The following is a 23,230-nucleotide window of genomic DNA, read 5'->3' on the forward strand; positions in this document are numbered from 1 at the left end:
GGTCGAATTGTCCGATCAGCGAGGATCGGGGCAGGTTCCCGCGTACCGGGTCAGGCCGAGACCGTTCTTGCCTTTGCTGCGCCCGACCGGCCCGTTCTTGGCCGAACGGACCCAGGCACCAGCGGTGTCGAGCACGGGCATGCGTTCGCTGAAGGCGCGGCTGTAGCGGGTGGTGCCGTCGACGGTGAGGATGCCCTCGCGCACGTCGATGTGGGCGACGGTGGCCCAGAAGGAGTTCTTGCCGTTGCCGATCAGCACGGTGATCTGGTCGGCGTCGGCGCCCGGCAGCCCGTCGGGCCCGGGGCGGCCGTAGCGCACGCGCACGCGGGGACGGCCGAAGGTGTCGATGGCGCCCGCGCCGTTGTCGACGGACTGGTAGACGTTGAGCAGCAGGTCACCGTTCTCGGTCGGGCGCACGACGACCTGTTCGGTGGCGGGCCGGTTGTTAGCGCCGGGGCCGCGGGAATCACCCTGGTGGTGCAGGAACGGCCAGACGGCCAGATCGCCCTGATGACCTTTCTCGCCGCTGATCACCACGTAGTCACCGGTGATCTCGTTGCGGCAGAAGAAGTACACGTCCAGATCGCCGGTGCCGTAGCGGGTGACCTGCCCGTCGGGCGCGTAATGCGCACCGCGGCCGTCCCATTCGAGACCGACGGTGAGAACGTACCCGGGGTCACCCTTGCGCAGGTCGATGCTGGCGCGGCGGTCGGGTGAGTCCTTGGTGAGGACCACATCGACCTTGCGCAGATCCACCTGCGGTGCCGCCGGCGCGGGCGCCGCGACGGGCTGCACAGGTGCCGAGTCCTCGGCGGGCTCCTCGTCGACGACGATCCCGTGCTCGGTCGCGAAGGCCGCGAGCCCCGCGCTGTAGCCCTGCCCGATCGCGTCGAGCCGCCACCCGTCGCCCCGCCGGTACAGCGCCACCGCCTGCAACACCGTCTCGCTCGTCAGATCCGGCGGCGTGAACGTCATCGACTGCCCCTCACCCGCGACGGTGACCCGCAGACCACGCACCTCGCCGAACCGGATGCCCTGCGCCTCGGTACTACCCGCGATCACGACCCGGTGGATGTCGTCCGGCAGCGCCGCCAGATCCACCGACACCACCGCGTCGGACTCCATCCGCACTCCCGGCGCGACGGGATTGTTGAAGAACACGAAATCGGCGTCGGAGCGGACCACACCGTCGGCGGTCACCAGCACCGCCGACACGTCCACCGCCCCGGCGGGCTCGGCGAGGTCGAGCCGGATCGTGTACCGCCGCTCCCCCAGATCCGTCTTGGACCCCTTGGTCACCTCGACCACCGTCGCCGCGCTCATGCCCTACCTCCGTCGACCCCACCGGCCGGTGATCCGCACCAGGCTTTTCCGTTCGTAAGGGTACTCGTGTCGGCGGATTCCGATCGGTCTCCGGAGACGAACCCGCCAGCCCTCGACTGTGCGTTCACCTGTCGACACCACCACGGCGGCCGGGATCGGTTGGCTCCGGTCACAGGATCCGCGGTGATCGGTGGCGGGTCCGGGCGGGGTGTCGTTCACTGGTCGGCATGAACGTCCGTGAACTGATCGACCGTAAGTCCGGTCGCCGGATCTCGGTGGTGGTGCCCGCGCTCGACGACGAGGACACGGTCGCCGGAGTGGTCGCCTCGGTCCGGCCGCTGCTCGGCGGACTGGTCGACGAACTGATCGTGCTCGACGCAGGCTCCGCCGACCGCACCATCGCGCGAGCCAGGGCGGCCGGTGCCGCCGTCTACACCCGCGAGGAGGCGCTGCCCGACATCGTCCCGCGCCCGGGCAAAGGCGAGGTGCTGTGGCGCTCGCTGGCCGTGTGCACCGGCGACATCGTCGTCTACCTCGACGCCGATCTCGTGGAGCCGGACCCGATGTTCGTGCCCACGCTGGTAGCTCCGCTGCTGACCGATCCGGGGCTTGCCCTGGTGAAGGGCTTCTACCGGCGCCCACTGGCGGGCGGCGCGGAGTCCGACGGCGGCGGGCGGGTCACCCAGCTCGTCGCGCGTCCCCTGCTCACCGCGTTGGCGCCCGCGCTGGCCGAGATCGTGCAGCCCCTCGGCGGCGAATACGCCGCCACCCGGAGTTTTCTCGGCGAGATCTCCTTCGCCAGCGGCTTCGGCGCCGAGATCGGCATCCTGCTCGACTGCTGGCAGCGGCGCGGCCTGTCCGCGATCACCCAGGTCGACCTGGGTGTCCGCGTGCACCGGCACCGCTCCACCCACGAACTGGCGGTGATGAGCAGACAGGTGGTCGCGACCCTGCTGGACCGGCTCGGCATCCGCGACTCCGGCATCGGCCTGGTGCAGTTCCTGCCCAGCGACGACGGCTGGCGCCGCACCCCCTCGGAGGTCAGCCTGACCGACCGCCCACCGATGACCCAGCTCATCGCCACCCACCGCGACATCGCCTGACACACAACGAGCGCCGGTGCGGTCCCCACGGGAACCGCACCGGCGCTCGGCGTGCGAACTAGGCGGCGACCAGACCGAAGTCCAGCTTCACCAGCTGATCGGCGCAGTCGAAATAGCGGTCGTCGTGGGTGATCACGATGACCGTCTTGCCGCGCCGCTTGAGCTCGGTGAGGATCTCGCGATAGAACACCTCACGGAAACGCGGCTCCTGATCGGCGGCCCACTCGTCGAAGACGTAGATCTGGCGGTCTTCGAGCAGCGCGGTGAGCAGGGCGAGCCGTTTGCGCTGGCCCTGCGACAGGTCCACCGTCGACAGGCGCCCGTCGCGCACGGTCACCTTGTGCGCGATCTGCAGTTCGTCGAGGTAGCGCTGGACCTGCTCGTCGATCCCGGGCCGGTCGAAGCCCAGATAGTCCTCGAACAGGTGGAAATCGGTGAACACCGCCGACGAGTTCTGCCGGAACCACTCGATGTTGTCGTGGTCGATCCTCTCCCCGTTGAGCGACAACGACCCCGTGCGTGGCACATACAGACCGGTGATCAGCTTGGCCAGCGTCGACTTGCCGCTGCCGTTGCCACCGACGATGAACGTGATCTGGCCCGGCTCGAAGACCAGGTCGATCGGCCCCAGCCGGAACCCGCTGTCCTCGGCCGCGTCGAGCCCGGGCGGCGGACCCAGCGGCACCGGCCGCACATCCGTGGCACCGTGATCGACCCAGTTCTTGCCGTTGACATCCGGTCCCGCCGAAGGCCGCGCCCCCGGATGCGCCGGATGATGCCCCGGCCCGGGATGTCCCTTCCCACCGCGCGGCGGCGGGCCGGGACGCGGCGGCGGACCACCGAGCCCGGGCGGACCGGGCGGCGCGCCCGGCGGCGGCGGAATCGGCGAGGGCGCCTCCGAGCGATACACGTAGCTCACGCCCGAGAGTTCCAGCTTGGCCTCCCCCGCCGCCGGACGCTCGGTGAAGGGCAGCAGATCCTCGTTGTGCAGCGTCTCCATCGACAGGTTCATGTCGCGGATCTTGGCCAGCGCCACATCGCCGCGCAGCAGATCCGGGATGCGGTGCATGAAGTTCTGCATCGGCATCGCCAGGAACGTGGTGACCAGCACGTACCCGATCATGGTGTCGCGCGGCAGGTTCAGCGCCGCCGCGATGACGAACAGGATCAGCGCCATCGTCGCCAGCTGCAGCGCCTGGCCGAAGCCCTGCGCGTAGGAGAACTTCGAGCCCGCGTCGGTGTTCTGATCCCGCAGCGTGCCCGCAGAACCGAGCAGGTGCCGGTCCATGAAGTCCCGGCGACGGCCCCGGTGCAGCTTGAGTTCCTTGATCCCCAGGGTGACCGACTGGAACGAGCGCAGCAGCGCGTCCTCGTTCTCGCGCGCCTCCCGGTAGATCCGGCGCACCCGCTTGAGCACCAGCTCCACACACGAGATGCCGATCAGCGTGCCCGCCACCGTCACCGCGAAGATCGGGCCCGACACGATCGCCAGGAACACGAAGCAGCCGACGATGGTCGCCACGTCGACGCAGATCGACGGAATCGCGGTGACCGCCTGCGACAGCGCCCGCACATCCTCGGTGAGGGTGGCGATGAGCCGGTGCATGCCGAGCCGTTCCAGGTGTTCCAGCGGCGCGGCGACGATCCCCGCGCTCAGGTCACTGCGCAGCCGGTAGATCGCCTCCTGGGACAACCGGATCAGCAGCACCTGCGAGAGCACCCCGCTGACCAGGATCACCAGCCCGGTCCCCGCAAAACGCAACAGCAGGTTGTCCGGCTGCGGTTTCGGCGAGACGACAGCGTTGATCAGCGTCACCAGGTAGGTGTTGGCCACACCGGCGACGAGACCCGCGACCACCACGGCCGCGATCCTGGCCGGCGAGAGCGCGGCGAGAAAACGGAGCAGTTGCATGACTTACGCTCTCAGCTGCGGATGACATCGAAGACGATGCCCTCGAGGGTGACACCGGGTGCGAACGAGAACGCCACCCCGGTCGAGATCGGTGCCGTGGTCTGCGCGTCGCGGATCATCCGCTCCAGCACGAAGATCAGCGACACGCTCAGCATGTTGCCGTGCTCGGCGAGCACCGCCCAGCTCGGCGCCGCGGTCTCGGTGGGAATGCCCAGCGAGCGCGCCGACTCCTCGATGATGCGCGGCCCACCGGGGTGGATCGCCCACAGATCGATGTCGGCCTTGCCGAGTCCGTTGCGCGCCAGCACTTCCGACACCACCGGGTCGACGCCGCGGTAGATGTAGTCGGGCAGGCTGGTGGCCAGTTCGCAGGTGATACCCGCGTCCTTCACGCCCAGCACGATGCCGTCCTCGGCGTCGTCGAACAGATGGCTGAAGCTGTCGCGGATCACCACGCTGCCCGGCGCCAGCGGCTGATGCACCTGGTTGGCGCCGATCACCACCGCGCCGCAGCCGTCACCGAAGAGGCTGTGGGTGATCACATCGTTGACATCGTCGTCGAATACGGCGTTGACCGAGCTGAGCTCGATGCACAGCACCATCGACTTCTTGTCCGGATGCGCCCGCACGTAGTCCACGGCGGCCCGGATGCCGTTCATGGCCGCCGCGCAGCCCATGAAGTTGATGATCATCCGGTTCACCGTCGGCGACAGGCCGAGCTGCTTGACCACCGCCACGTCGACGCCGGGAGCGATGAACCCGGTGCTGGTGACGAAGATCAGCTGACCGATGTCCTCGGCCGGGTTCGCCAGCCCGGCCACCGCGCGCCGGGCCACGTCGACCGCCAGCGGCGCCGCGTGCTCGAAGAACAGGTTCATCCGGTCGCGGATGGTGCCCGGGCGCCTGCTGAACTCGAGGAACTCGGGGTCGAGCGGGTCGATCGCCAGGTGGCGGGTATCGATACGGGTCTTCTGGTAGATGCGCGGAATGCGCTGCTGCTGAGCCGGATCGCTGAACAGTTCGGCGACGCGGCCCGCGTTCACGCTCTGGTCGACCACCAGCGCGGGCGAGCCGGTGGCGACGGCCTCGATCACGCCGACGGTGGTCGGCGGCGTGGGCGGTAGCAGTTCGTGCCCGCGCTCGACGTCGGCCGTGCGCAGCAGGCCGAGGGGTCGCCGCTTACCTTCATCAATGGAAACAGACACGGGCACAAATCCTTTCGAATACAGACAGGAACCGGCAGGGAAGGGTCAGACGGTTCCGATGCCGGTGAAGCCCTGCACCGTGTAGGTGACGCAGGTCTTCAGCGCTGTGGGTGCGCAATGCTCGCGCACGATTCCCCACCGGTTGTCCTCGGCTTCGCGCGAGGGCGCGAGCAGGTAGGTCCGGCACAGCTTGGGGAAACGATCTCCGAAGAAACTCTTGGCGGGTAGCCATTCCACGCCGAACTTCGCCGCCTCCTCGCGCACCACGTCCTCGGTGGCGATATTGGCGAAGCCGCTGCGCTGGAACGGCAGCACGTGGTGCACGCGGTGCGAGCTGAGCCCGGCCGAGAGGAAGCAGTCGACGTATTTGTTGCCGACCACGGTCAGGTCGTAGGCCTGCTCGAGCTGGTTGACCGCCCAGTCGTCGGTCTCGGTGTGCAGTTCCTCGGTGGGCACCTCGAAGTCGTGGCTGGCCACCACCATGAAGGTGGAGATCCACAGCGTGATCACGAACTGCAGCGCCCAGGCCCAGAAGTCACCGGCGAGGGTGAACACGACCACCTCGGCCACCAGCAGGAACCGCACGCCGAACGAGCCGATGAAGTGTGGCAGCGCCCCACCCCAGGTGCCGTACATGTCCTTGATGCCGACCTTGCGGGTGAGCCGGCAGACATCGAGGAGGCGGATGATCATGCCGGTCAGCAGGTGACCGAATTTGTGCACGGTGTGGATCGGCACCCGGTACAGGCGCGGCACCTGCATCATCATCGTGAAGACGTTCTTCTTGATGTCGACTTCACTCTGGGTGTGCGGGTGGTGCAGCAGCGCGTGACCGTCGGCGGTGACGAACGACAGCGCCACATAGTTCATGTCGAAGGCGTTGACCGCGTACTTGTTCCAGCCCTTCTGCGCGCGATGGATCGCGTAGTGGCCGAAACCGGCCAGCGAGCTGCGCAGCAGCACCATCGCGATCACGAAGACCGGCAACGGCATCCAGCTGGTGTCCCACAGGCGCAGACCCTGCACCGCGAAGTAGGCGAAGATCAGGAACGCCACCACGATGTCGAACGTGCGATCCATGCGCTTCAGGCGCGCGGCCAGCTCGGGTTCCTTGATCCTGGCCTTGACCTTGTGCAGCAGGTCGTTCTTGTCGTCGAACTGGTACTTCGGGGTGTCGTCCCAGCTGTTGAAGCCTTCCTTGAACAGGAAGTCGGGCGCGTTGTTCTTGGGATGGATGTCTTCGGGGGTGGCAGCGCGATCGAGACTGTAACGCTCGATCATGCGCGCGATTTTTTCCGGATCGCGGTGGTAGGAACCGATGATCGAGGTGATGTCGCGGTTCTTCGTGCGGCCGATGAAGAATTCACCGCCGGGATGCTTGGAGATCCAGTCACTCAGGTCGTAGGCTCTGCCGTTATACACCCACACGTTGTTGACGGGAGGCCGACCCCCGGGGCCGGGTGGTGGCGGGAGCTCGCGCTCCTCTTCATCAGGTCGATCATCGATCGTCATTTGTTCTTCCTCCGTGTCGATCGGCGTTCGATGCGTGCTGCCTGCCGACCAGCGTCCCGACACGTATAGTCCTTGTGGCGCCTTGCATCTCGCTGAACATTCTCTTATCGGATGCGCCTGCGTGCGTTGATGATTCGCGGACCCAGGGCGACACCCACACGACACACCGGTCCGGGGCCGCGGACGGCACTGCGTGCCAGGCTCCGCGATCCCCGGACCGGTGTGGGTGGTGGTCCGGTAACCGGTTCGATCAGCCCGCGGGCTTGACGATATTGACCGGCTTGGCCCAATTGGACAGGCCGACGGTGACCTCGCCGGAGTCCTTCTTCACCACGGCCTTCACCAGGTTCGGGCCGTCGCCGGTGGAGGCGGCATCGGAGGGCTTGGTGGAATCCGAGGCGGGCGGCGCGGTGTCCTGGATCCACAGGGTGATCGGCATGGTGCCGGCGTTCTGGCCGATGCGGGGCACGATCGGGTCGATGACGGCGGCATCGATGGTGCCGGTGATCTTCACGGTGTTGATGCCGTCGATGACCTCACGGCTCTCGGCCTTCGGGTTCTGCACATTGGCGATCACATTCGCGATGCCCTTGTCCTTGTCCAGGATGACGCCCGGATCGTAGACCTTCTCCGCCGGGCCCGCGGGCACGTAGCGGCCGCCGGTCTCGGTGTAGAGCACCTTGTCGACCACCAGGAACTTCGCCTCGGTGAACGGGTCCTCGGGCTTGATCTTGACCTTGGCCTCGCCCATCGCGGCGCCGGAGCCCTGGGTCTCGTTGGTGACATCGGCCGACACGGTCTCCACCGGCAGATCCGGCAGGTTGGTGACATCGATGTTCAGGTGCACGGTGCGCAGGGTCTGAGTGGTCTTGGCCGACTCCTTCACCAGCTGCGCGCCGTCGGGCAGCGCACCGGTGGGCGGAGCGGTGGTGGTGGTCTCGTCACTGGAGCAGCCGGACACGAGGGCCGCGCACAGGGCCGCCGCCGCGACGACCGACGTGATGGCGGAGCGCCGCGAGAAGCGCCGCCGCGTGCTGGGATTCGGTGTCATGTCGATCAAGTTTCATCCCCTGGAGATGGTCGTGTATCGCTGTGGTGAGGCAGCCGAAGCTGCCGTCGCCTGCGACATACTAAACAGACCATCGGACATCTCGCGCTCCCCCGACGGCGATAGTACCCGAGGATTTCGATTCGCGAGTCATACGCGGGGACTATCGAATTCGCCCCACCGAGCACGCTCACCCTGCGCAGAGCGTCTGTGTGCGCCCGTGTGCCCGAGATCCTCGTTCGGCTCAGTCAGAGGTGTTCGTGCCCCGCCCGCGCCGTCACCGTGCCAGGTCGGCCAGGGACAACAAGAGGTGAGTCGACTCCGGGTGCCAGATGTCAGAGTGGGCACCGGCCGGTCGCCATCGGCCGTCCCGATACTTCCAGGTGGCGTCGACATTGACGATTCTCGAAGCGAAGTCGGCGCGCTGATAGTCGTCGTGGACTTCACGGAGCCGGATCGAGGAGATCTGATCGGCTGGGGCTTCCGCGCCGGAGTGTCCGATGCCAGGTGCCCCCTCGGCGATGCCATGCCATCGGCCGGTCGCCCGATCCGCGGTGGAATGTGTAAGGACGAGCGGGCCGTTGATCGGGGCGCCGTCGAGCAACCCCGCGAACCGTTCAGCAAAGATGTCTCGCGGAGCCGCCATCTGGAAGACGAGCAAGGTGTCCACGGTATAGGGATACCGTGCGTCCGCGTACCCCCATCCGAGAGTCGGTGGGCCCGTCTCCGCTGCCGCCTGGACAGCCTCGACCAGCAGCCGTCCACCGAAGGAGTGGCCGACACAATGCAGGTACTGCCCGCCGGCGGTGCGCAGGGTCGGGGGTCCTCCTGGACGAACGCGGTGCGAGTCGAGATACCCCAGCAGGTGGGCCAGGGTCGATGCGGCATGTCCCCGGATTGTCATGTCGTGCGCCCGGTCCCGGATGCGGCGATAACCGCGCAGAACCGGTGCACTCGTGGACGGCCAACGGACGATGACGGAGAACCCCGACCACACTGGATCGATATTCAGGTAACGGTCCGGGGATCGCTGGAACATGTCGGTCAACGAGTTGGACAGACGATGTCCAGAAGCCGCCGCCCTCTTCGGCGTATTCCGCCAGCCGTGCGCGAAGACTATGATGTCGGTGACATCGTCGGGCACATCGAGCCGAGAATCGAGGTACTCACCGACGTCAGCGGGAGGTACTGGCTGTCCGGTACCGGCATCGACGAAATCGCCGTTCACATCGAGGTCGAGAACGACATGTCGGGAGTCGTTGCAGCATCGGGTAGTCGGAGTGGTACTCACCGCTCACCGTCCAAAGAGAGATGTACATCCATACCTCGGTACATCGAGATCACGAGGCCGAGCGGGTTTCGGAAGGTGTCCGCGAATTCCCTGGTCAGGTCGCGCACGATATCACCCAGCTTCTTATCGGGTTGAAGGAATTCTGTGAAGAGACGTTCGGTGTATTCCCGGGCGAAATGGATAGGCATGTCGATCTGTGGACCGACCAGACAGCGGGCACCGGATTCGAGAAGGTGCAGGCCCGACGATCGGCAGAACAGCGTGGCCATCTGCCCGCCATCACACGCACCGACGAATACCATGGGGCGCGTGGGCAGTGTTCGGCCCGACAGCCACCCGCGAAAGTCCGTGCTGACGATCACCTCACCGTCTTCGAGCGCCATCGTCGACAACTCGGCGCGCTTTCCTCCCGGTCGGCCGTGGCAGCCGAAGTAGGTGATGTGGTCACCGAAGTCGGCGTTGCGCAAGGCCGCGGCGAGTTCGGCTTTGCTTCGCCGAACGACGACGGACGTGCGGTCGCTGAAGAAGGAGATGACCGGACCGACAAAAGGCGCCTTCCTGTCGACCCCTTCATCGATGTTGAGCCCGACGACAACCCGGTCGCTGTCGACCGAGATACGGCTGTCGTACCCGGGTACCCACGTGAAATTGTGTTCGACGAGGTGGCGGTAGCCGAGAAATCCGTCCATGGACCACGTCGCGTCCGCGGCCCAGATGTCCGTGTCTTCCTGCGACACGTAGAGCATCCCCCACGGCGCGAACAGTTCATCCGATTCCATTGTGATGACCTGCTCACCCGCACGCAGCGCGCGCACCAGGTGATCACGAATCTCGCGTAGTCCCTCGTCCTTCGGGTCGAAGATCAGGTCGAACAATGCGCTGCCTTCGCGCGCCAACTCGAGTCCGATCCGGTCGAGCCGGTCGTGGTCATGGGGTCCCGAGAGATCCCACTTCTCACTGAACGGATATCTCTTCCGCTCCTCCATGTAGTCCACGGTCTTCCGCTGCCACGCGTCTCGTAGACCGCTGATCGCCAGGTCTACATTCCGATCGCTGTCCCTGAGGAATCCTCGGTAGCTGCCGGCTCCGGACGTCGGGAAGGCGCTGCCCCACGCTTGGACCGTGAATCCGTCCGCCCTTTTGGTGAAGCACATGTAGATGGTGCGATCCCGGTTGTAGTCCACGTCGGGGATGTGGCGCAGCTTGTCACTGTTGTCCATCGTGACAATGGTTTTCAACCCGCGGCTCATGGCAGTACGGCTTTCGACAGGGGAGGTTCGACAGGCAAGGCGACTACAACTTCCTGCAGCAACTGCCCGTCACGGTCCAGATAGATACGAAATGTCAGGCTGGTGATGCCGTCCTGCTCGGGAATGACCTCGAATATCCGGGGATCACTCGTGCGATCGACGTGCAGCACCGCGATGTGTGTGACCGGCTGGACGAAGGCTTGCTGCGATTGCAGCAGGATCCGGAGCCGCACGGGTTCCGGTATCCGATCCGCCGCAGCGTCTACCCGTGCCGCCGCCGCAGAATCGGGAACACCGATCGCGAATCCGATCCGGACGACTTCGCCGGGCCGGGCGGGTTCGTCGCCCAGGCACCAAACCTGCGCTTCCCGAGGTGCCCGACGGTGGTCGACCGCGGCCCCGTCGCGAAACAGTGCCTCTAAATCCGCTTCGGCTCGGCGCTGTTCGAATCTGCGTGCGAGTTCGGCGACCGTGCCCGCGTCGAAGAGGTCCCGCACGGTCAGCCCGGGTCCGAGTACGTTGGCGAAACGATCCACGGCCTGGGTGGCGATCAGCGAATTCCCGCCGATCTCGAAGAATCTCTCGCTGCGTCCGACCTCCTCGAGTCCGAGAACATCGGCGAAGATCGCGACCAGGGCGTGTTCGACGTCGGTACGGGCCGCCTCAGCGGCGTTCTCCGGCGCGAAGACCGGCGGTGGCAAGGCATTGTGATCCAGCTTGCCAACCGGGGTCCGCGGGAATTCTTCGATGATCGTCACGGATGCCGGCACCATGTAATTGGGCAGCGACTGGCGCACGTAGTCAAGAATGTCGGCCGCTTCCACCGGCCCCTTCACCGTGACATAGGCCGCGAGCCGACGGCGACCGTGTTCATCGGTGTGGACCAGTGTCATCGCAGCACTTACGCCGCTGTGTCTGCGGAGAGCCTGGTCGACCTCACGGACCTCGATCCGAAACCCTCGGACCTTGATCTGGTCGTCGAGCCGACCGAGAAAGCGCACGGCGCCCGTCGAGTCCGCCACCACCATGTCACCGGTGCGGTACATACGCGCGCCGGCTTCGTGCGGGTTGGCAAGAAATCGCTCTGCGGTGAGGCCGGGACGGCCACGGTAGCCTCGCGCGATGCCCGGCCCGGACAGGTACAGCTCCCCTGCCGTGCCGGGCGGAACCGGCTGCAGGCGTGTGTCCAGTACGTACATCCGGACCCCGCGCACCGGAAGACCCAACTGGACAGGACGGCCCGCTGCCATGGGAGCCGTTGCGGTGACCGCGACGGTAGCCTCTGTCGGACCGTACATATTGTGCATCCGGTGCCCAGCGCTCCAGGCCTCGACCAACTCCTCGCTGCAGGCTTCACCTCCGACGATGACCACGTCGAGTTCGTCGAGTCCCTCGTGCGGCACAGTCGCCAGCGCCGCAGGCGTGACGAACGCGTGGGTGATCCGCTCGTCCCTCAGGAACGCAGCGAGCTGCGCACCTCCGAAGATGTCCGTCGGCGCGATCACCATCGTTGCGCCCGCACCGAACGCAAGCAGCATCTCCAGCACCGAGGCATCGAAACCGGGTGACGAGAAATGCAGCGTCCGCGCAGAATCCGACACCCTGAACAGCTCTCGCTGGGTGACCGCGAGCGAGGCGAGCCCCGCATGGGTGACTTCGACAGCTTTGGGCTCGCCGCTCGAACCAGACGTATAGATAAGGTAGGCCAGCTGGTCCACGTTAGGTGAGCTGCGACGCAAGTTGTCGGGAATCGGATCAGCCGAGGACTCGCCGAGTTCGTCCAGGAAAGAGAGTGTGTCGAGAGTCAGCCACTTGAAATGCTGTTGCTGGTGAAGTTGGGTATGGAAGCCCAAGTCTCGCGCCGACGAGGCGGACAACGTGAGGCCGAAGACCGCCGCGGAGTCTTCGACAATGTACGCCACACGGCTGCCGGGGTCGCTCGGATCGATCGGAAGGTAGGCGGCCCCGGTCTTTGCGACGGCCCAGACCGCAGCGACGTAGTCGATACCACGGGGAAACGCGAGGGCGATGACGCGTTCCGGACCGGCCCCGCGCGCCACCAGCGCACGCGCCAACCTGTTCGACCGTTCGTCGAGTTCGCGGTAGGTCACTGCCTTGTCGTGTTGACGAAGCGCGACGGTGTCCGGGAACCGTCCAGCGGTATTCGACAACAATTCGTGCAGCAGAATTGCCGGTTCGGCGGGCGGGCCGGCGATGGGCACCAAGGCCGTGGACTCCCGCTCATCGAGAAGGTCGAGATCACCGACTGGCGTGATGGGATTCTCTGTCACGGCACGCAGTATCGCCAGGAGTCGCCGACCCAAACCCTCTATCTTGGGATGGTCGAAAAGGTCTCTCGCATAACCCCATTCGAGTTCGGCTAACAGACCTCGGCCGTCGTCGCGCATCACGACTTCCAAGTCGAACTTGGAGACGGCCAGCGGTGTCGGCAGGATTTCGGCATCGATGCCCGGAACGTGGAGTCGGAGCTCGCTACGGGTATCCGAGGACAACACCACCTGGAACAGCGGATGATGTGCCGATGAACGCTCCGGGTTGACGACTTCGACGAGCCGTTCGAACGGCGCGTCGGCGTGGACGTAGGCATCGAGGTCGGCTCTTCGAACCACTTCTAGCAAACGCGTGAATCCGGCGGTGGGATCTACCGCGGTGCGTAGTGCGAGGGTGTTGACGAACATCCCGACGAGATCATCGAGATCACGATCTGCCCGACCGGCGACGGGAGTGCCGATGGTGATATCCGCACTGCCGCACACCCGGGACAGGAGCACAGCCAGCGCGGCGTGGACGACCATGAATGTGGACGCACCAACGTGCCGGCCGAGCTCGTCGATCGCCCGCCGCAGTTCTGAAGACACCGCGAATCGAGCGGACCCTGCCTCCGGTGACCTCCGTCGCGACCGCGGCCGGTCGAGTGGAAGGTCGAGCCGGTCGGGTATCCCGTCGAGCGCGGCCCGCCAGTACGCCAGTTGCGTGTTGAGCAAACTTCTGGGATCCGAGTCATCTCCGAGCAGTTCGCGCTGCCAGAGCGCGTAGTCGGCGTATCGGATGAGAAGTGGCGACCATCCCGGCTCACTGTCATTCAGCCGGGCTGACAGCGCGCACTCCAGATCGCGCAGCAATGGGGCGACCGACAACCCGTCGCAACATATGTGGTGCAGGACGACGATCAGGACATAGCGTCGGGTGCCAACCCGCAGGAGCGACATCCGAAGGGGTGGCTGGCTGCGCAGATCGAATCCCATCGCGGCGTACTCGGTCGCAAGCGTGGCGATGTCGTCGTCGGTCGCGTCGATCGGTTCCGAGAACAGTGGCACCGCGGTGGCGGGGTGGATGACCTGTCGCGGTCCGTCGGCATCCTCGGGAAATGTGGTGCGCAGAATCTGTTGCCGGTCCACGACGTCGAGCAGGGCGGCGCGCAATCTGGCAGGCTGGAGCGGACCGTCGAAGCGGACAACCAACGGCATGTTGTAGGCCGCCGCGTGCTCGCCGAGCCGGTTCAGGATCCACAGACGCTGTTGCGCGGGAGCCAAGGGAATCCGCTCCGGATGGACCGCGGGCCGCAGGCGCGGCCGTGTAGCCTGCGTGACGACGCCACAACGCCCGGCCAATTCGGCGACGGTATCGGCTTCGAAGAGATCCCGGATGCCCAAGCTCGAGCCGAGCGCGGCGTTGATGCGAGCGACCACCCGAGTCGCGATCAGCGAGTCGCCGCCCAGTGCGAAGAAGCTGTCGTCAGCCCCGACCCCTTCGACTCCGAGAACCTCTTCGAAGACCGCGGCGACTAGGCGCTCCGCCGCGGTGTGCGGCTCGGTGCGCCCAACGGCGACGCGCAGGTAGTTCTCTGGATCGGGCAATGCCTTCCGATCGAGCTTTCCGGATGAGTTGATCGGCAACTGGTCGAGCGGGATGACCACTGCCGGCACCATGTGCGCGGGAAGCGCGTGACGCAAGGAACGAATCAGCGATGCTCCGAGACCCCTCGAGCCGATGTCTGTTCCCGCAACCACATAGGCCACCAGCGAGGTGCCGAGGGGACCGCTGTGGGCGGTGCAGATCGCCTGAACGACACGGGGATCGGCGCGTAGGGCCTGCTCGATCTCGCCGAGTTCGATGCGCTGGCCACGCACCTTGACCTGGAAGTCGCTGCGGCCCACATACTCCAGCACACCTCGCGCGGTGTCCGCGGGGACCAGCTTCCACCGCGCGAGATCGCCCGTTCGATACATCCGGGTACCGGGAGTGAAGGGATTCGCCACAAACCGATCTGCGGTGAGCCCACTCTTCGCGAGGTACCCACGAGCCAGCTGCACGCCCGCGAGGTAGAGCTCTCCGACAGCCCCTGGCGGACTGGGGTGCAGGTTCGGGTCGAGGACATAGACCTGCGTATTCCACACCGGCGACCCGATCGCCGTCGCGTCCGTGACTTCAGCGCACGGCCAGAAAGTTACGTCGACGGCGGCTTCGGTGGGTCCGTACAGGTTGTGGATCTCGGTATGTGGAAGCACCGACCGGGCATCACGGACAGTCGCGGCCGGAAGTGCCTCGCCGCTGCAGAACACCCTGCGCAAGCCGACGGCCAGCGCAGAACCCGATTCCGTGACGAACAGGTCGAGCATCGACGGCACGAAATGCGCCACGGTGACGCACTTCCCAGCAATGACACGCGCAAGATGAGCCGGATCACGATGGCCGTCGGGCTTCACGATCACCAGCCGCGCGCCGACTTGGAGCGGCCAGAACAATTCCCAGACCGAGACATCGAACGTCAACGATGTCTTCTGCAGAACGGCGTCGGTTCCGTCGAGCGGATACTCGTGCTGCATCCATCGCAGCCGATTGACTATGGCGGAATGGGAGACACCAACCCCTTTCGGCACACCCGTCGACCCGGAGGTGAAGATCATGTAGGCCAGGTTGTCCGGCAGCAGCACCGCCCGCCGCTGCGCGTCACCGATCGCCGAACCGTCGTAGGCGGCGAGGTCGCAGGAAGCCAGCGTCAACAGCGAGTGGCCGACACTCGGCGTGCGTACATCCAGGGCGTCGACGACAACGAGGACCGGATCCGCGGAGTCGATGCAGTAGGACAGGCGCTCGGCGGGATACTCCGGGTCCAGTGGCAGGTACGCCGCTCCTGTCTTGATAGTGGCGTAGATAGCCAGGATCAAATCAATCCCGCGAGGCAGGCAGATCGCGACGACCGTCTCCGGTCCGGCACCACGCTCGATCATGAAACGCGCGAGTCGGTTCGTCCGATCGTCCAGCTCTCCGTACGAGACACGGTGATCGCCGTACTCCAGGGCAGTGGCTCGAGGGTCGGCGGCCGCTCTGGCGGCGAACAGGCTCGCCAGCGTGCCACCCGGGTGCACGGCCGATGTCGCATTCCAGGTGTGTACCACGGCGGTTCGCTCGGCAGCGGTGATGGCGGTGATGGATTCCGCGGCCGACTCCCCATCGGCGGCGAGGAATGTCCGCAGGAAATCGAGGAATCGGGCATGATGGAGGTCGACTTCGGTGCGCGAGTACAGCATTGGATTCGCCTCGAAATCGAGGTGGAGTCGCGCTCCCGCGACGTTATAGAAGTTGATCGACAGATCTTCCACCGGCCCGGTCGACAACACGTTGATCTGGCCGATCTGGTTACCGAACCGAAGCTCGTCGTGGAACAGCATGATGTTCACGGTGGGGCCAAAAAAGCCGCGCAGCGACCGGGCATAGCCACAGTCGCGACGTATATCGTCGTGGCGGTACCGCTGATGACGCAGCGCGCCAGTGATCTGCACCTCGACCTCGCGAATCGCCTCGGCGACCGTGGTGTCCGGGCCGAAACGGACCCGCAGCGGTACGACGTTGGACACCATGCCCGCCGAGCGGCGCAGCGCAACGGTCGTGCGAGCCGACACCGGCAAGCTCAGTACGACATCGGATCTGGCGGTGATCGACCGCAGATAGCTCGCGACTCCGGCGACGACAAGGGTTGACGCGGCGGAGTTGTGCCGTTGTGTCGCATCCTCGAGCAGGGCACGCAGGTGAGCGTCGAGCACACCACGTGCCAGGCGGCGATCAGCTGCGGATGTCGCTGCGGATGCCGTGCTGTCACTCAGAGATATCGGCTCATCGACGTCGGCCATCTGCTCGAGCCAGTATGCCCGGTCGCCGTGGAATCGCGAGGACTCTCGATACTTCTTGTCGTCGGCGACTATGTCAGCCAGCGGTGCTGCCCGGGAAGGCGCGGGCTCCCCTCGCACGATGATCGCCGTGTAGATCTCCGCGGCGCGAGTCATCGCGTTCATGGCACCGTAGCCATCGATGACGAGGTGGTGAGCTCGGGTGTACCAAATGTAGTGCGCCTCGCCGATCCGCAGGACCACATTGGTGATGAGCGGGTCCCGTTCCACATCGATCGGCGAACTGGAGTTCTCGGTCATCCATTGCATGGCCGATCCGTACGGATCGGCCTCCGCACGCAGGTCCAGGCGAGCCCAGTCCGGCCGACACGATTGATCGATGAGCTGGTGGGGCGCATTGCCGATCTCGATGAAGCGGATCTGCCCGATCTGCGTTTCGGCACCGAAACGCTCGACCGCGTACAATAAGGCGCCGACATCGAGCTCACCCTGGATTTCGACATATTGCGCAATGGTCAGCGGAATGTCGGGACGAATACGCTGAGCGAACCAGATCGCGGACTGCGCCGGTGAGAGCGGGACAGACGGCAGGATCCTGCCATCGAGGTCGAGGCCGTCGACGGTGAACCACGGCTGCGTCGGCGAGGGGGCGGTCAGCGACCCGTGCGCCGACCCGGCCATCTCGCCGGACACCGCCGCGAGTTGGAGTTCGTGAACTTCAACGCGGTCCGCCACACCATCTTCGGGATAGTGCACAGCGAGCAAGTCGATCAGATGCTGCATCATCCCACGGAGCTCCGAGTCGGCTTCGCAGCCTGCGGCCCGGAGTTCTTCGGCCAAACGGCGATGTTCGTCGGCCGAGCTGGGAACACGCTCCAATGCATCGATATCTATGGCGGGGTAGCGTTCCCGCAGGAGTCGCTTCACCCGAAGGTAGAAATCGGCCACGGGCACGATCGGATGATTGCCACTGGTCCTTGCGGCGGCGATGGCCATCGCTGAAACCACGACCGAGCCCAACACAGCGTTCCTCCCACGTGTCAACCTGGCCCCGCCTCAGTCGAACTCTACTCTGCGGCTGACTCTTTCACGAGGGAATCCGGTTCCTGATGATCCGGCGAGCACCGATCACGCGTCTTCGTGGTCACTACACGTACATCAGGTCAGGACCTCGAGCACGTCTGCCGGGTGGGCTGGACGGTGCGGTCTGCGGTCCGCACCGTCCAGCCCGCTGTCAAAGGTACCAATTATGTTGGCCTACACCGCATTCCGAGATCGCGGATCGGGTGCGATGTCCGTCACGCTGTGGCCGTCGAGCGGGTCAGGGTTTGCGGCCGATGCCGCCGAGGATGCAGTGGCGGACGTCGGAGAGGGGGGCGAGGTGGGGGCCGTCGGGCCACCAGTCGTCGCAGCGGACGAGGCCGGGGGTGACCATCTCGAGGGTGCCGAACATGGCCTGGATCTCGGCGCGGGTGCGGAAGCGGCCGCTGCCCATGGGGCTGTGGATGAACTTCTCTTCCATACGCTGGGCGAGTTCGGTGTATTCGGGGGTTTCCGGGTCGTGGAAGTGGGCGATGGCGACGAAGGAACCGGAGGGGAGGGCGTCGATGTAGGTCTGCATGATGGCAGCGGCGTCGTCGCCGAGGTAGTGGTGCAGGGTGCCGATGTGGAAGACGGCCAGGGGGCGCTGGAAGTCGAGTTCGTTGCGGACCGTCGGGTTGGTGAGGACCTCGAGCGGGCGGAAGATGTCGGCCTCGGCGATGCGGGTGCGGGTGTTGCTGGCCAGCAGGGCCTGGGCGTGGACCAGGACCGACGGGTCGTTGTCGACGTAGACGACGCGGGATTGCGGGTTCACCCGCTGGACCACCTGGTGGGTGTTCTCGGCGGTGGGCAGGCCGGAGCCCAGGTCGAGGTACTGGTCGATCCCGGCCCGTGCCAGGAAGCGGCAGGCGCGGATCAGGAAATCACGGTTGGCCCAGGCCAGGTCGTTGACCTGCGGGGCGACGGTGCGGACCTGCGCGAGTACTTCGCGGTCGACCTCGTAGTTGTCCTTGCCGTTGAGCGCGGCATCGTAGACCCGCGCGATACTCGCGCGCGTGGTGTCCACCCCGACCGGAACGGCGCTGGGGTAGGCAGCGGAAGATTGCGACATCACGTGCCTCCAGGCATCGGTGGTGACTGTAGGAGATTTCAGGCTAGCGCATCGTTTCCTTTGCTACAGAAGCAATTCCGGTACCTGCAGTCTCAGCCGGGTGGTGTGCACACCGGGACAACCGGACTCCTGGCCGGTGGGCGGGGCGCTGCGCACGATCGGGGAATGAATCGGACAGCCGCGCTCACAGCGCATCCCCCGACGGCCGGACGGCGTTCGATCGCCGTGCTCGTCGTCCTCCTGGTCGGGCAGTTCATGGCGGTACTCGACGCCTCGATCGTCAATGTCGCGGTCCCGGCCATCCGCGCGGATCTGCACACGCACGGCGCCGGACTGCAGCTGATAGTGGCCGGGTATGTGATCGCCTACGCGGTGCTGCTGGTGGGAGGTGCTCGGCTCGCTCATCGTGTTCCGGTTCGCACAGGGGGTCGGGGCGGCGGCGATGGTGCCGCAGGTGATGACGATGATCCAGCGGACGTTCACCGGGCAGGCCAGGGCGCGGGCGCTCGGCCTCTACGCGATGATCGTCTCCAGTGGCGTGGTGGTAGGACAGGTGCTCGGCGGAGTGATCGTGGACGCGGATGTGGCGGGGAGCGGCTGGCGCGGGGTGTTCCTGGTGAATGTGCCACTCGGGCTGGTGCTGTGGGCGGTGGCGGTGCGGGCACTGCCGGTGACCGTGGGACGGGTGGACCGCCGGATCGATGTGGCGGGGCTGGTGACGCTCACCCTCACCGTGCTGTTGCTGGTGGTGCCGCTGATGGTGGGCTACGAGCTCGGGTTCCCGCGGTGGACGGTGCTGTGTTTCGCCGCAGGCGTCGTCGCCGCGGTGGCGTTCGGTGCGGTCGAGCGTTCTGTCGCCCGGCGGGGGCGCGACCCGCTGTTCGCCCCGGCGGCCGTGCGCGCGGCGGGACTGCTGCCCGCCGCGGTGACACTGCTGCTGATCATGGCGATCTTCAGCGGGTGGCTGTTCGCGTGCGCGCTGTATCTGCAGGGCGATCTCGGGTTCGGTGCGGTGCGGGCCGGGATGCAGTTCGTGCCGATGGGGCTGGCGTTCGCGGTGGCCGGACTGTCCTGGCAGCGGGTTCCGGCGCGCTGGCACGCGCGGATGATTCCGGGCGCGCTGGTGCTCGACGCCGCCGCGCTGGGCTGGCTCGCCGTCCTGCTGGGCGGCGGTGCGGGCGCCGGGCCCGCGGTGTGGCTGGCGTTCGGGCTTTTCGGGGCCGGGAACGGGCTGGCTTTCAGTCCGCTCATGACGCGGGCGCTGGCGGCGGTGCCGGTCACGCTGGCCGCCGACGCGAGCGGCATCCTGGTCACCGCTGTCCAGCTGGGGATCGTGGCCGGGATCGCGAGTCTGGGATCGGTGTTCCTCGCGGCGGCGGAGGCGGGGACGGCCGCGGAGGCGGTGTGGCTGGTGCATGTGACCGGTGCCGGGATGTCGCTCGCCGCGGCCGCGACAGCCGCGCCGGCGGTGCGCGGAAACCGGCGGTGAGCTGCGCGATGACAGCGTGACAACCGCGTCGGCATCGGCCCTGGGCTACCGTGACTGCATGCACGAGCTCCCGGCCGGTGCCGTTTTCGCCGGTTTTCGCATCGAGCGGGTGCTCGGTTCCGGCGGCATGGGCAGTGTGTACGCGGCCCGGCACCCGCGGCTGCCGCGTCTGGTCGCGCTGAAACTGCTGCACTCCTCCTTCGCCGCCGACCCGCTGTTCCGGGGACGGTTCGAGCGCGAGGCCGAGCTGGCGGGGCGGCTGGACCATCCGAATATCGTCGCGATCCACGATCGGGGCAGCGCGGACGGGCAGCTGTGGATCGCCATGCAGTACGTGGCGGGCACGGACGCCGATACCGCGGTGCGGGCGGGGCCGTTGCCGGTCGAGCGGGCGCTGCACATCGCGCGGTGCACCGCCGACGCGCTCGATCACGCGCACGCGGCCGGGCTGTTGCACCGGGATGTGAAACCGGCCAATATCCTGCTGCGCGAGCAGTCCCCGGGGGTGAGCACCCAGCAAGTGCTGCTCACCGATTTCGGGATCGCGAAGGCGGTCGACGAAGGCACCGCCCTCACACAGACCGGATCCCTCGTCGCGACGCTGCGCTATGCCGCGCCCGAACAGCTCGACGGACGACCGCTCGGGCCGCGCTCGGATCAGTACTCGCTGGCCTGCACGCTGTTCCATCTGTTGACCGGGCAGCCGCCGTACACCGCGACCAGCGCGGGCGCGCTCATCGGCGCGCACCTCATGCACCCGGTCCCCCGCATCACCGCCTCGCGCCCCGACCTGCCCCCGGCGATGGACGCGGTGTTCGCGCGGGCGCTGGCCAAGGACCCGGCGCAGCGGTTCGCGAGCTGCGCGGAGCTGGTCGCTGTCGCGTCGACCGCGCTCAGCACAGGTGTCGGGCCCACGGTGCCGGTGACCTACGCGAGCGGAACCGGCAGCACCGCGACGCAATTCGGCCGTCCTGGATCTGCGCCCGGACATGTCGACGCCCCGCCGACCCGTGACCGCAACTCGCCCGGATCGGGGAGCTCCCGTCGCCACCGGATCGGCTGGGCCGCGGCGGCGGCCGGACTGGCCGCCGTCCTGGCCGTGGCGACGACGATCGCGCTCACCCGTGACAACCCGGGGACCGGCACACTCCCGCCGACCACCACCCCGGCCACGACGACCACCGTCGATCCGTGGGCCGCGGCCCGGCCGACCATCGCCCTGTTCCCCGACCTGCTGCCCGCGGGCCCGGACAGCGAGGGCTATCGCGGACTCCGGTGCAGTTTCGCCACCAAGAACCCGGATGCCGTGTGGGACACCGGGTTCAACTGCACCGACCGGGAGAAACTCGAGTTGCAGGTGCTCGCCCACTCCGACATCGAGACGGTCACGAAATTCGTCGCCACACTGCCCGCCGGGACGACCCGGCAGCTGCGTTCGCGCTACGGCAAGCCGCTCTCCGTGCGCAGTTTCAACAGCTCGACGGGGCCGTGGCTGCTGGTGCAGTTCGACACCGCACCGCATTCCACCGTGCTGCTCCAGGTGTACTGGAAGGGCCACACCCATCAGGAGATGATCGACGAATGGCTCACCAGCGCACCCCTGTGATCACCGCCCTCGGCGCGGTCGCGGTCCTGCTCGCCGGATGTTCGGCGGTGACGGGCACCGCGACGCCGGGCGAGATCGATGTCCGCACGCTCGATGTGGGCCGGTACACGACCGCGCCCGCCGAAATCGAGAGCGGCCGCAAGCCGACCGACGGCGCGATCCTGGAGGGGCTGCGGATGGGCGGGGCGATCGTGTTCCCGCACGATGTCGACGCCGAGCTCACCCACAACTGGGGCACCGATGTGCTCGACACCCCGCGCCGCACCGCCGACGCCTCGGCCATCTCGAATGTGAATCTGCCCGTGCTGGAACGGCATCGGATGATCACCGGCTTCGACATCGCCGAGGGCAACCGCGCCTTCGACGCGAAGACACCGGCCATCGAGACCGACGCGCGCGTCACCCGGGTGGTGCTGCTGCGTTTTCCGGGCGCCGCCGCGGCCGAGGCCGCCGCCCGCGATCTGGAGGCCACCGATTTCGCGGTGAGCCCGGACAACCAGCCGGTGCCCATCCCCGGTTATGCCGCCGCGCACGCGCATTGGCGGCCCGGGGTGAAGACGATCGGCGCGACCTTCGCCCACGGTGAGATCGTGGTGAGTCTGTTCCTGCAGCACCCGAGCCCGGATATCGACGCCATGGCGCGCCGGGTCGCGGCGATCCTCGACGCGCAGGTGCCGCTGCTCGAGCAGTTCACGCCGACCGCGCCGGACCGGATCGGCGACCTCCCCCGCGATCCGGACGGGCTGCTGCGCCGCACCCTGATCCCGGGCCCGGCCAATCAGCAGATCGCCATCTCCTCGCGCGAGTTCGCCGCCTGGCCGGGGCGCGCGGGCCTGCACTACCGGCCCAGCGAGCCCGCCGAACTGGCGGCCGCGTGGGATCGCGGCGGGGTGGACAGCGTGGCCAATTCGTATACGACCACGCTGTTCCGGTTCCGTGACGACGCCGCCGCCACGGACTTCGGCGACACCTGGCAGCGCACCCTCAGCTCGGCGGCGCACCCGGTCAGCGCGCCCGAGCAGGTCCCCGGGGCGCACTGCGCGGAACGCCGCAGCGCTCCCGGCACCGCCGCGCTGACCCGCTGCTACGTGAGTTACCGCCGCTACGGCGCGTTCGTCAGCGGGCCCGAACCGGCCGGGGTGCGCCAGCAGGCCGCGGCACAGTACGCGCTGCTGGCGAACTCGGCCTGA

The 23,230-nt window shown here is 66.9% G+C and carries 14 protein-coding genes; 4 read left to right on the top strand and 10 right to left on the bottom strand.

The features are described from left to right. Window positions 1–15: 15 nt before the first annotated feature. Window positions 16–1,323 carry a TerD family protein gene (locus ACWEMY_RS12620; protein WP_452390120.1) on the bottom strand — a complete coding sequence of 436 codons (1,308 nt, stop codon included), beginning with the start codon at window positions 1,321–1,323 and terminating at the stop codon, window positions 16–18. Window positions 1,324–1,550: 227 nt separating this feature from the next. Here ACWEMY_RS12620 and ACWEMY_RS12625 point away from each other — a divergent pair, with 227 nt between their 5' ends. Next, window positions 1,551–2,426, top strand: a complete 876-nt coding sequence (locus ACWEMY_RS12625) for a glucosyl-3-phosphoglycerate synthase (RefSeq protein WP_375927315.1) — start codon at window positions 1,551–1,553, stop codon at window positions 2,424–2,426. A 58-nt stretch (window positions 2,427–2,484) separates the two neighbouring features. Here the strand turns inward: ACWEMY_RS12625 and ACWEMY_RS12630 are convergent, their stop codons facing one another. The 9 genes from ACWEMY_RS12630 to ACWEMY_RS12670 all read right to left on the bottom strand — a co-directional run bounded on the left by ACWEMY_RS12630 (window position 2,485) and on the right by ACWEMY_RS12670 (window position 19,428). Then, window positions 2,485–4,338: an ATP-binding cassette domain-containing protein gene (locus ACWEMY_RS12630; RefSeq protein WP_452390121.1), complete on the bottom strand. Its 1,854-nt coding sequence runs from the start codon at window positions 4,336–4,338 to the stop codon at window positions 2,485–2,487. A gap of 11 nt (window positions 4,339–4,349) precedes the next feature. Continuing rightward, a complete protein-coding gene (locus ACWEMY_RS12635) occupies window positions 4,350–5,543 on the bottom strand; it encodes a type III polyketide synthase (RefSeq protein ID WP_452390122.1) in 1,194 nt (397 codons plus the stop codon). 45 nt (window positions 5,544–5,588) lie between these two features. Then, entirely contained in the window at window positions 5,589–7,055 is a 1,467-nt protein-coding gene (locus ACWEMY_RS12640) for a cytochrome b5 domain-containing protein (RefSeq protein WP_375927309.1), read from the bottom strand. Window positions 7,056–7,305: 250 nt separating this feature from the next. Next, window positions 7,306–8,106, bottom strand: a complete 801-nt coding sequence (locus ACWEMY_RS12645; protein ID WP_375927307.1) for an LppX_LprAFG lipoprotein — start codon at window positions 8,104–8,106, stop codon at window positions 7,306–7,308. Between the two features lie 274 nt (window positions 8,107–8,380). Continuing rightward, window positions 8,381–9,394 (bottom strand): hypothetical protein, encoded by a 1,014-nt coding sequence (locus ACWEMY_RS12650; protein WP_452390123.1) that lies wholly within the window; start codon window positions 9,392–9,394, stop codon window positions 8,381–8,383. Further along, window positions 9,391–10,614, bottom strand: coding sequence for a hypothetical protein (locus ACWEMY_RS12655; protein ID WP_452390124.1), 1,224 nt, complete (start codon window positions 10,612–10,614; stop codon window positions 9,391–9,393). The genes ACWEMY_RS12650 and ACWEMY_RS12655 overlap by 4 nt, the downstream gene beginning before the upstream one ends. Window positions 10,615–10,640: 26 nt before the next feature. Continuing rightward, window positions 10,641–17,789 carry an amino acid adenylation domain-containing protein gene (locus ACWEMY_RS12660; protein ID WP_452390125.1) on the bottom strand — a complete coding sequence of 2,383 codons (7,149 nt, stop codon included), beginning with the start codon at window positions 17,787–17,789 and terminating at the stop codon, window positions 10,641–10,643. Window positions 17,790–18,114: 325 nt separating this feature from the next. Further along, window positions 18,115–18,945, bottom strand: a complete 831-nt coding sequence (locus tag ACWEMY_RS12665) for an SAM-dependent methyltransferase (protein WP_452390126.1) — start codon at window positions 18,943–18,945, stop codon at window positions 18,115–18,117. Window positions 18,946–19,008: 63 nt separating this feature from the next. Further along, window positions 19,009–19,428 carry a hypothetical protein gene (locus ACWEMY_RS12670; protein WP_452390140.1) on the bottom strand — a complete coding sequence of 140 codons (420 nt, stop codon included), beginning with the start codon at window positions 19,426–19,428 and terminating at the stop codon, window positions 19,009–19,011. Here ACWEMY_RS12670 and ACWEMY_RS12675 point away from each other — a divergent pair. The 3 genes from ACWEMY_RS12675 to ACWEMY_RS12685 are packed head-to-tail and all read left to right on the top strand — an operon-like array spanning window position 19,388 to window position 23,230. Continuing rightward, window positions 19,388–20,434, top strand: coding sequence for an MFS transporter (locus ACWEMY_RS12675; RefSeq protein ID WP_452390139.1), 1,047 nt, complete (start codon window positions 19,388–19,390; stop codon window positions 20,432–20,434). The genes ACWEMY_RS12670 and ACWEMY_RS12675 overlap by 41 nt on opposite strands. A 58-nt stretch (window positions 20,435–20,492) precedes the next feature. After that, a complete protein-coding gene (locus ACWEMY_RS12680) occupies window positions 20,493–22,040 on the top strand; it encodes a serine/threonine-protein kinase (protein WP_452390127.1) in 1,548 nt (515 codons plus the stop codon). After that, a complete protein-coding gene (locus ACWEMY_RS12685) occupies window positions 22,016–23,230 on the top strand; it encodes a DUF7373 family lipoprotein (protein ID WP_452390128.1) in 1,215 nt (404 codons plus the stop codon). The genes ACWEMY_RS12680 and ACWEMY_RS12685 overlap by 25 nt, the downstream gene beginning before the upstream one ends.

The sequence above is a fragment of the Nocardia sp. NPDC004415 genome (assembly GCF_053602435.1).

Coding starts and splice junctions, on each gene's coding strand:
- ACWEMY_RS12620 (WP_452390120.1), bottom strand. CDS start 1,323: ATGAGCGCGGCGACGGTGGTCGAGGTGACCAAGGGGTCCAAGACGGAT.
- ACWEMY_RS12625 (WP_375927315.1), top strand. CDS start 1,551: ATGAACGTCCGTGAACTGATCGACCGTAAGTCCGGTCGCCGGATCTCG.
- ACWEMY_RS12630 (WP_452390121.1), bottom strand. CDS start 4,338: ATGCAACTGCTCCGTTTTCTCGCCGCGCTCTCGCCGGCCAGGATCGCG.
- ACWEMY_RS12640 (WP_375927309.1), bottom strand. CDS start 7,055: ATGACGATCGATGATCGACCTGATGAAGAGGAGCGCGAGCTCCCGCCA.
- ACWEMY_RS12645 (WP_375927307.1), bottom strand. CDS start 8,106: ATGACACCGAATCCCAGCACGCGGCGGCGCTTCTCGCGGCGCTCCGCC.
- ACWEMY_RS12655 (WP_452390124.1), bottom strand. CDS start 10,614: ATGGACAACAGTGACAAGCTGCGCCACATCCCCGACGTGGACTACAAC.
- ACWEMY_RS12660 (WP_452390125.1), bottom strand. CDS start 17,789: ATGGCCATCGCCGCCGCAAGGACCAGTGGCAATCATCCGATCGTGCCC.
- ACWEMY_RS12665 (WP_452390126.1), bottom strand. CDS start 18,945: ATGTCGCAATCTTCCGCTGCCTACCCCAGCGCCGTTCCGGTCGGGGTG.
- ACWEMY_RS12675 (WP_452390139.1), top strand. CDS start 19,388: ATGGTGCCGCAGGTGATGACGATGATCCAGCGGACGTTCACCGGGCAG.
- ACWEMY_RS12680 (WP_452390127.1), top strand. CDS start 20,493: ATGCACGAGCTCCCGGCCGGTGCCGTTTTCGCCGGTTTTCGCATCGAG.
- ACWEMY_RS12685 (WP_452390128.1), top strand. CDS start 22,016: ATGGCTCACCAGCGCACCCCTGTGATCACCGCCCTCGGCGCGGTCGCG.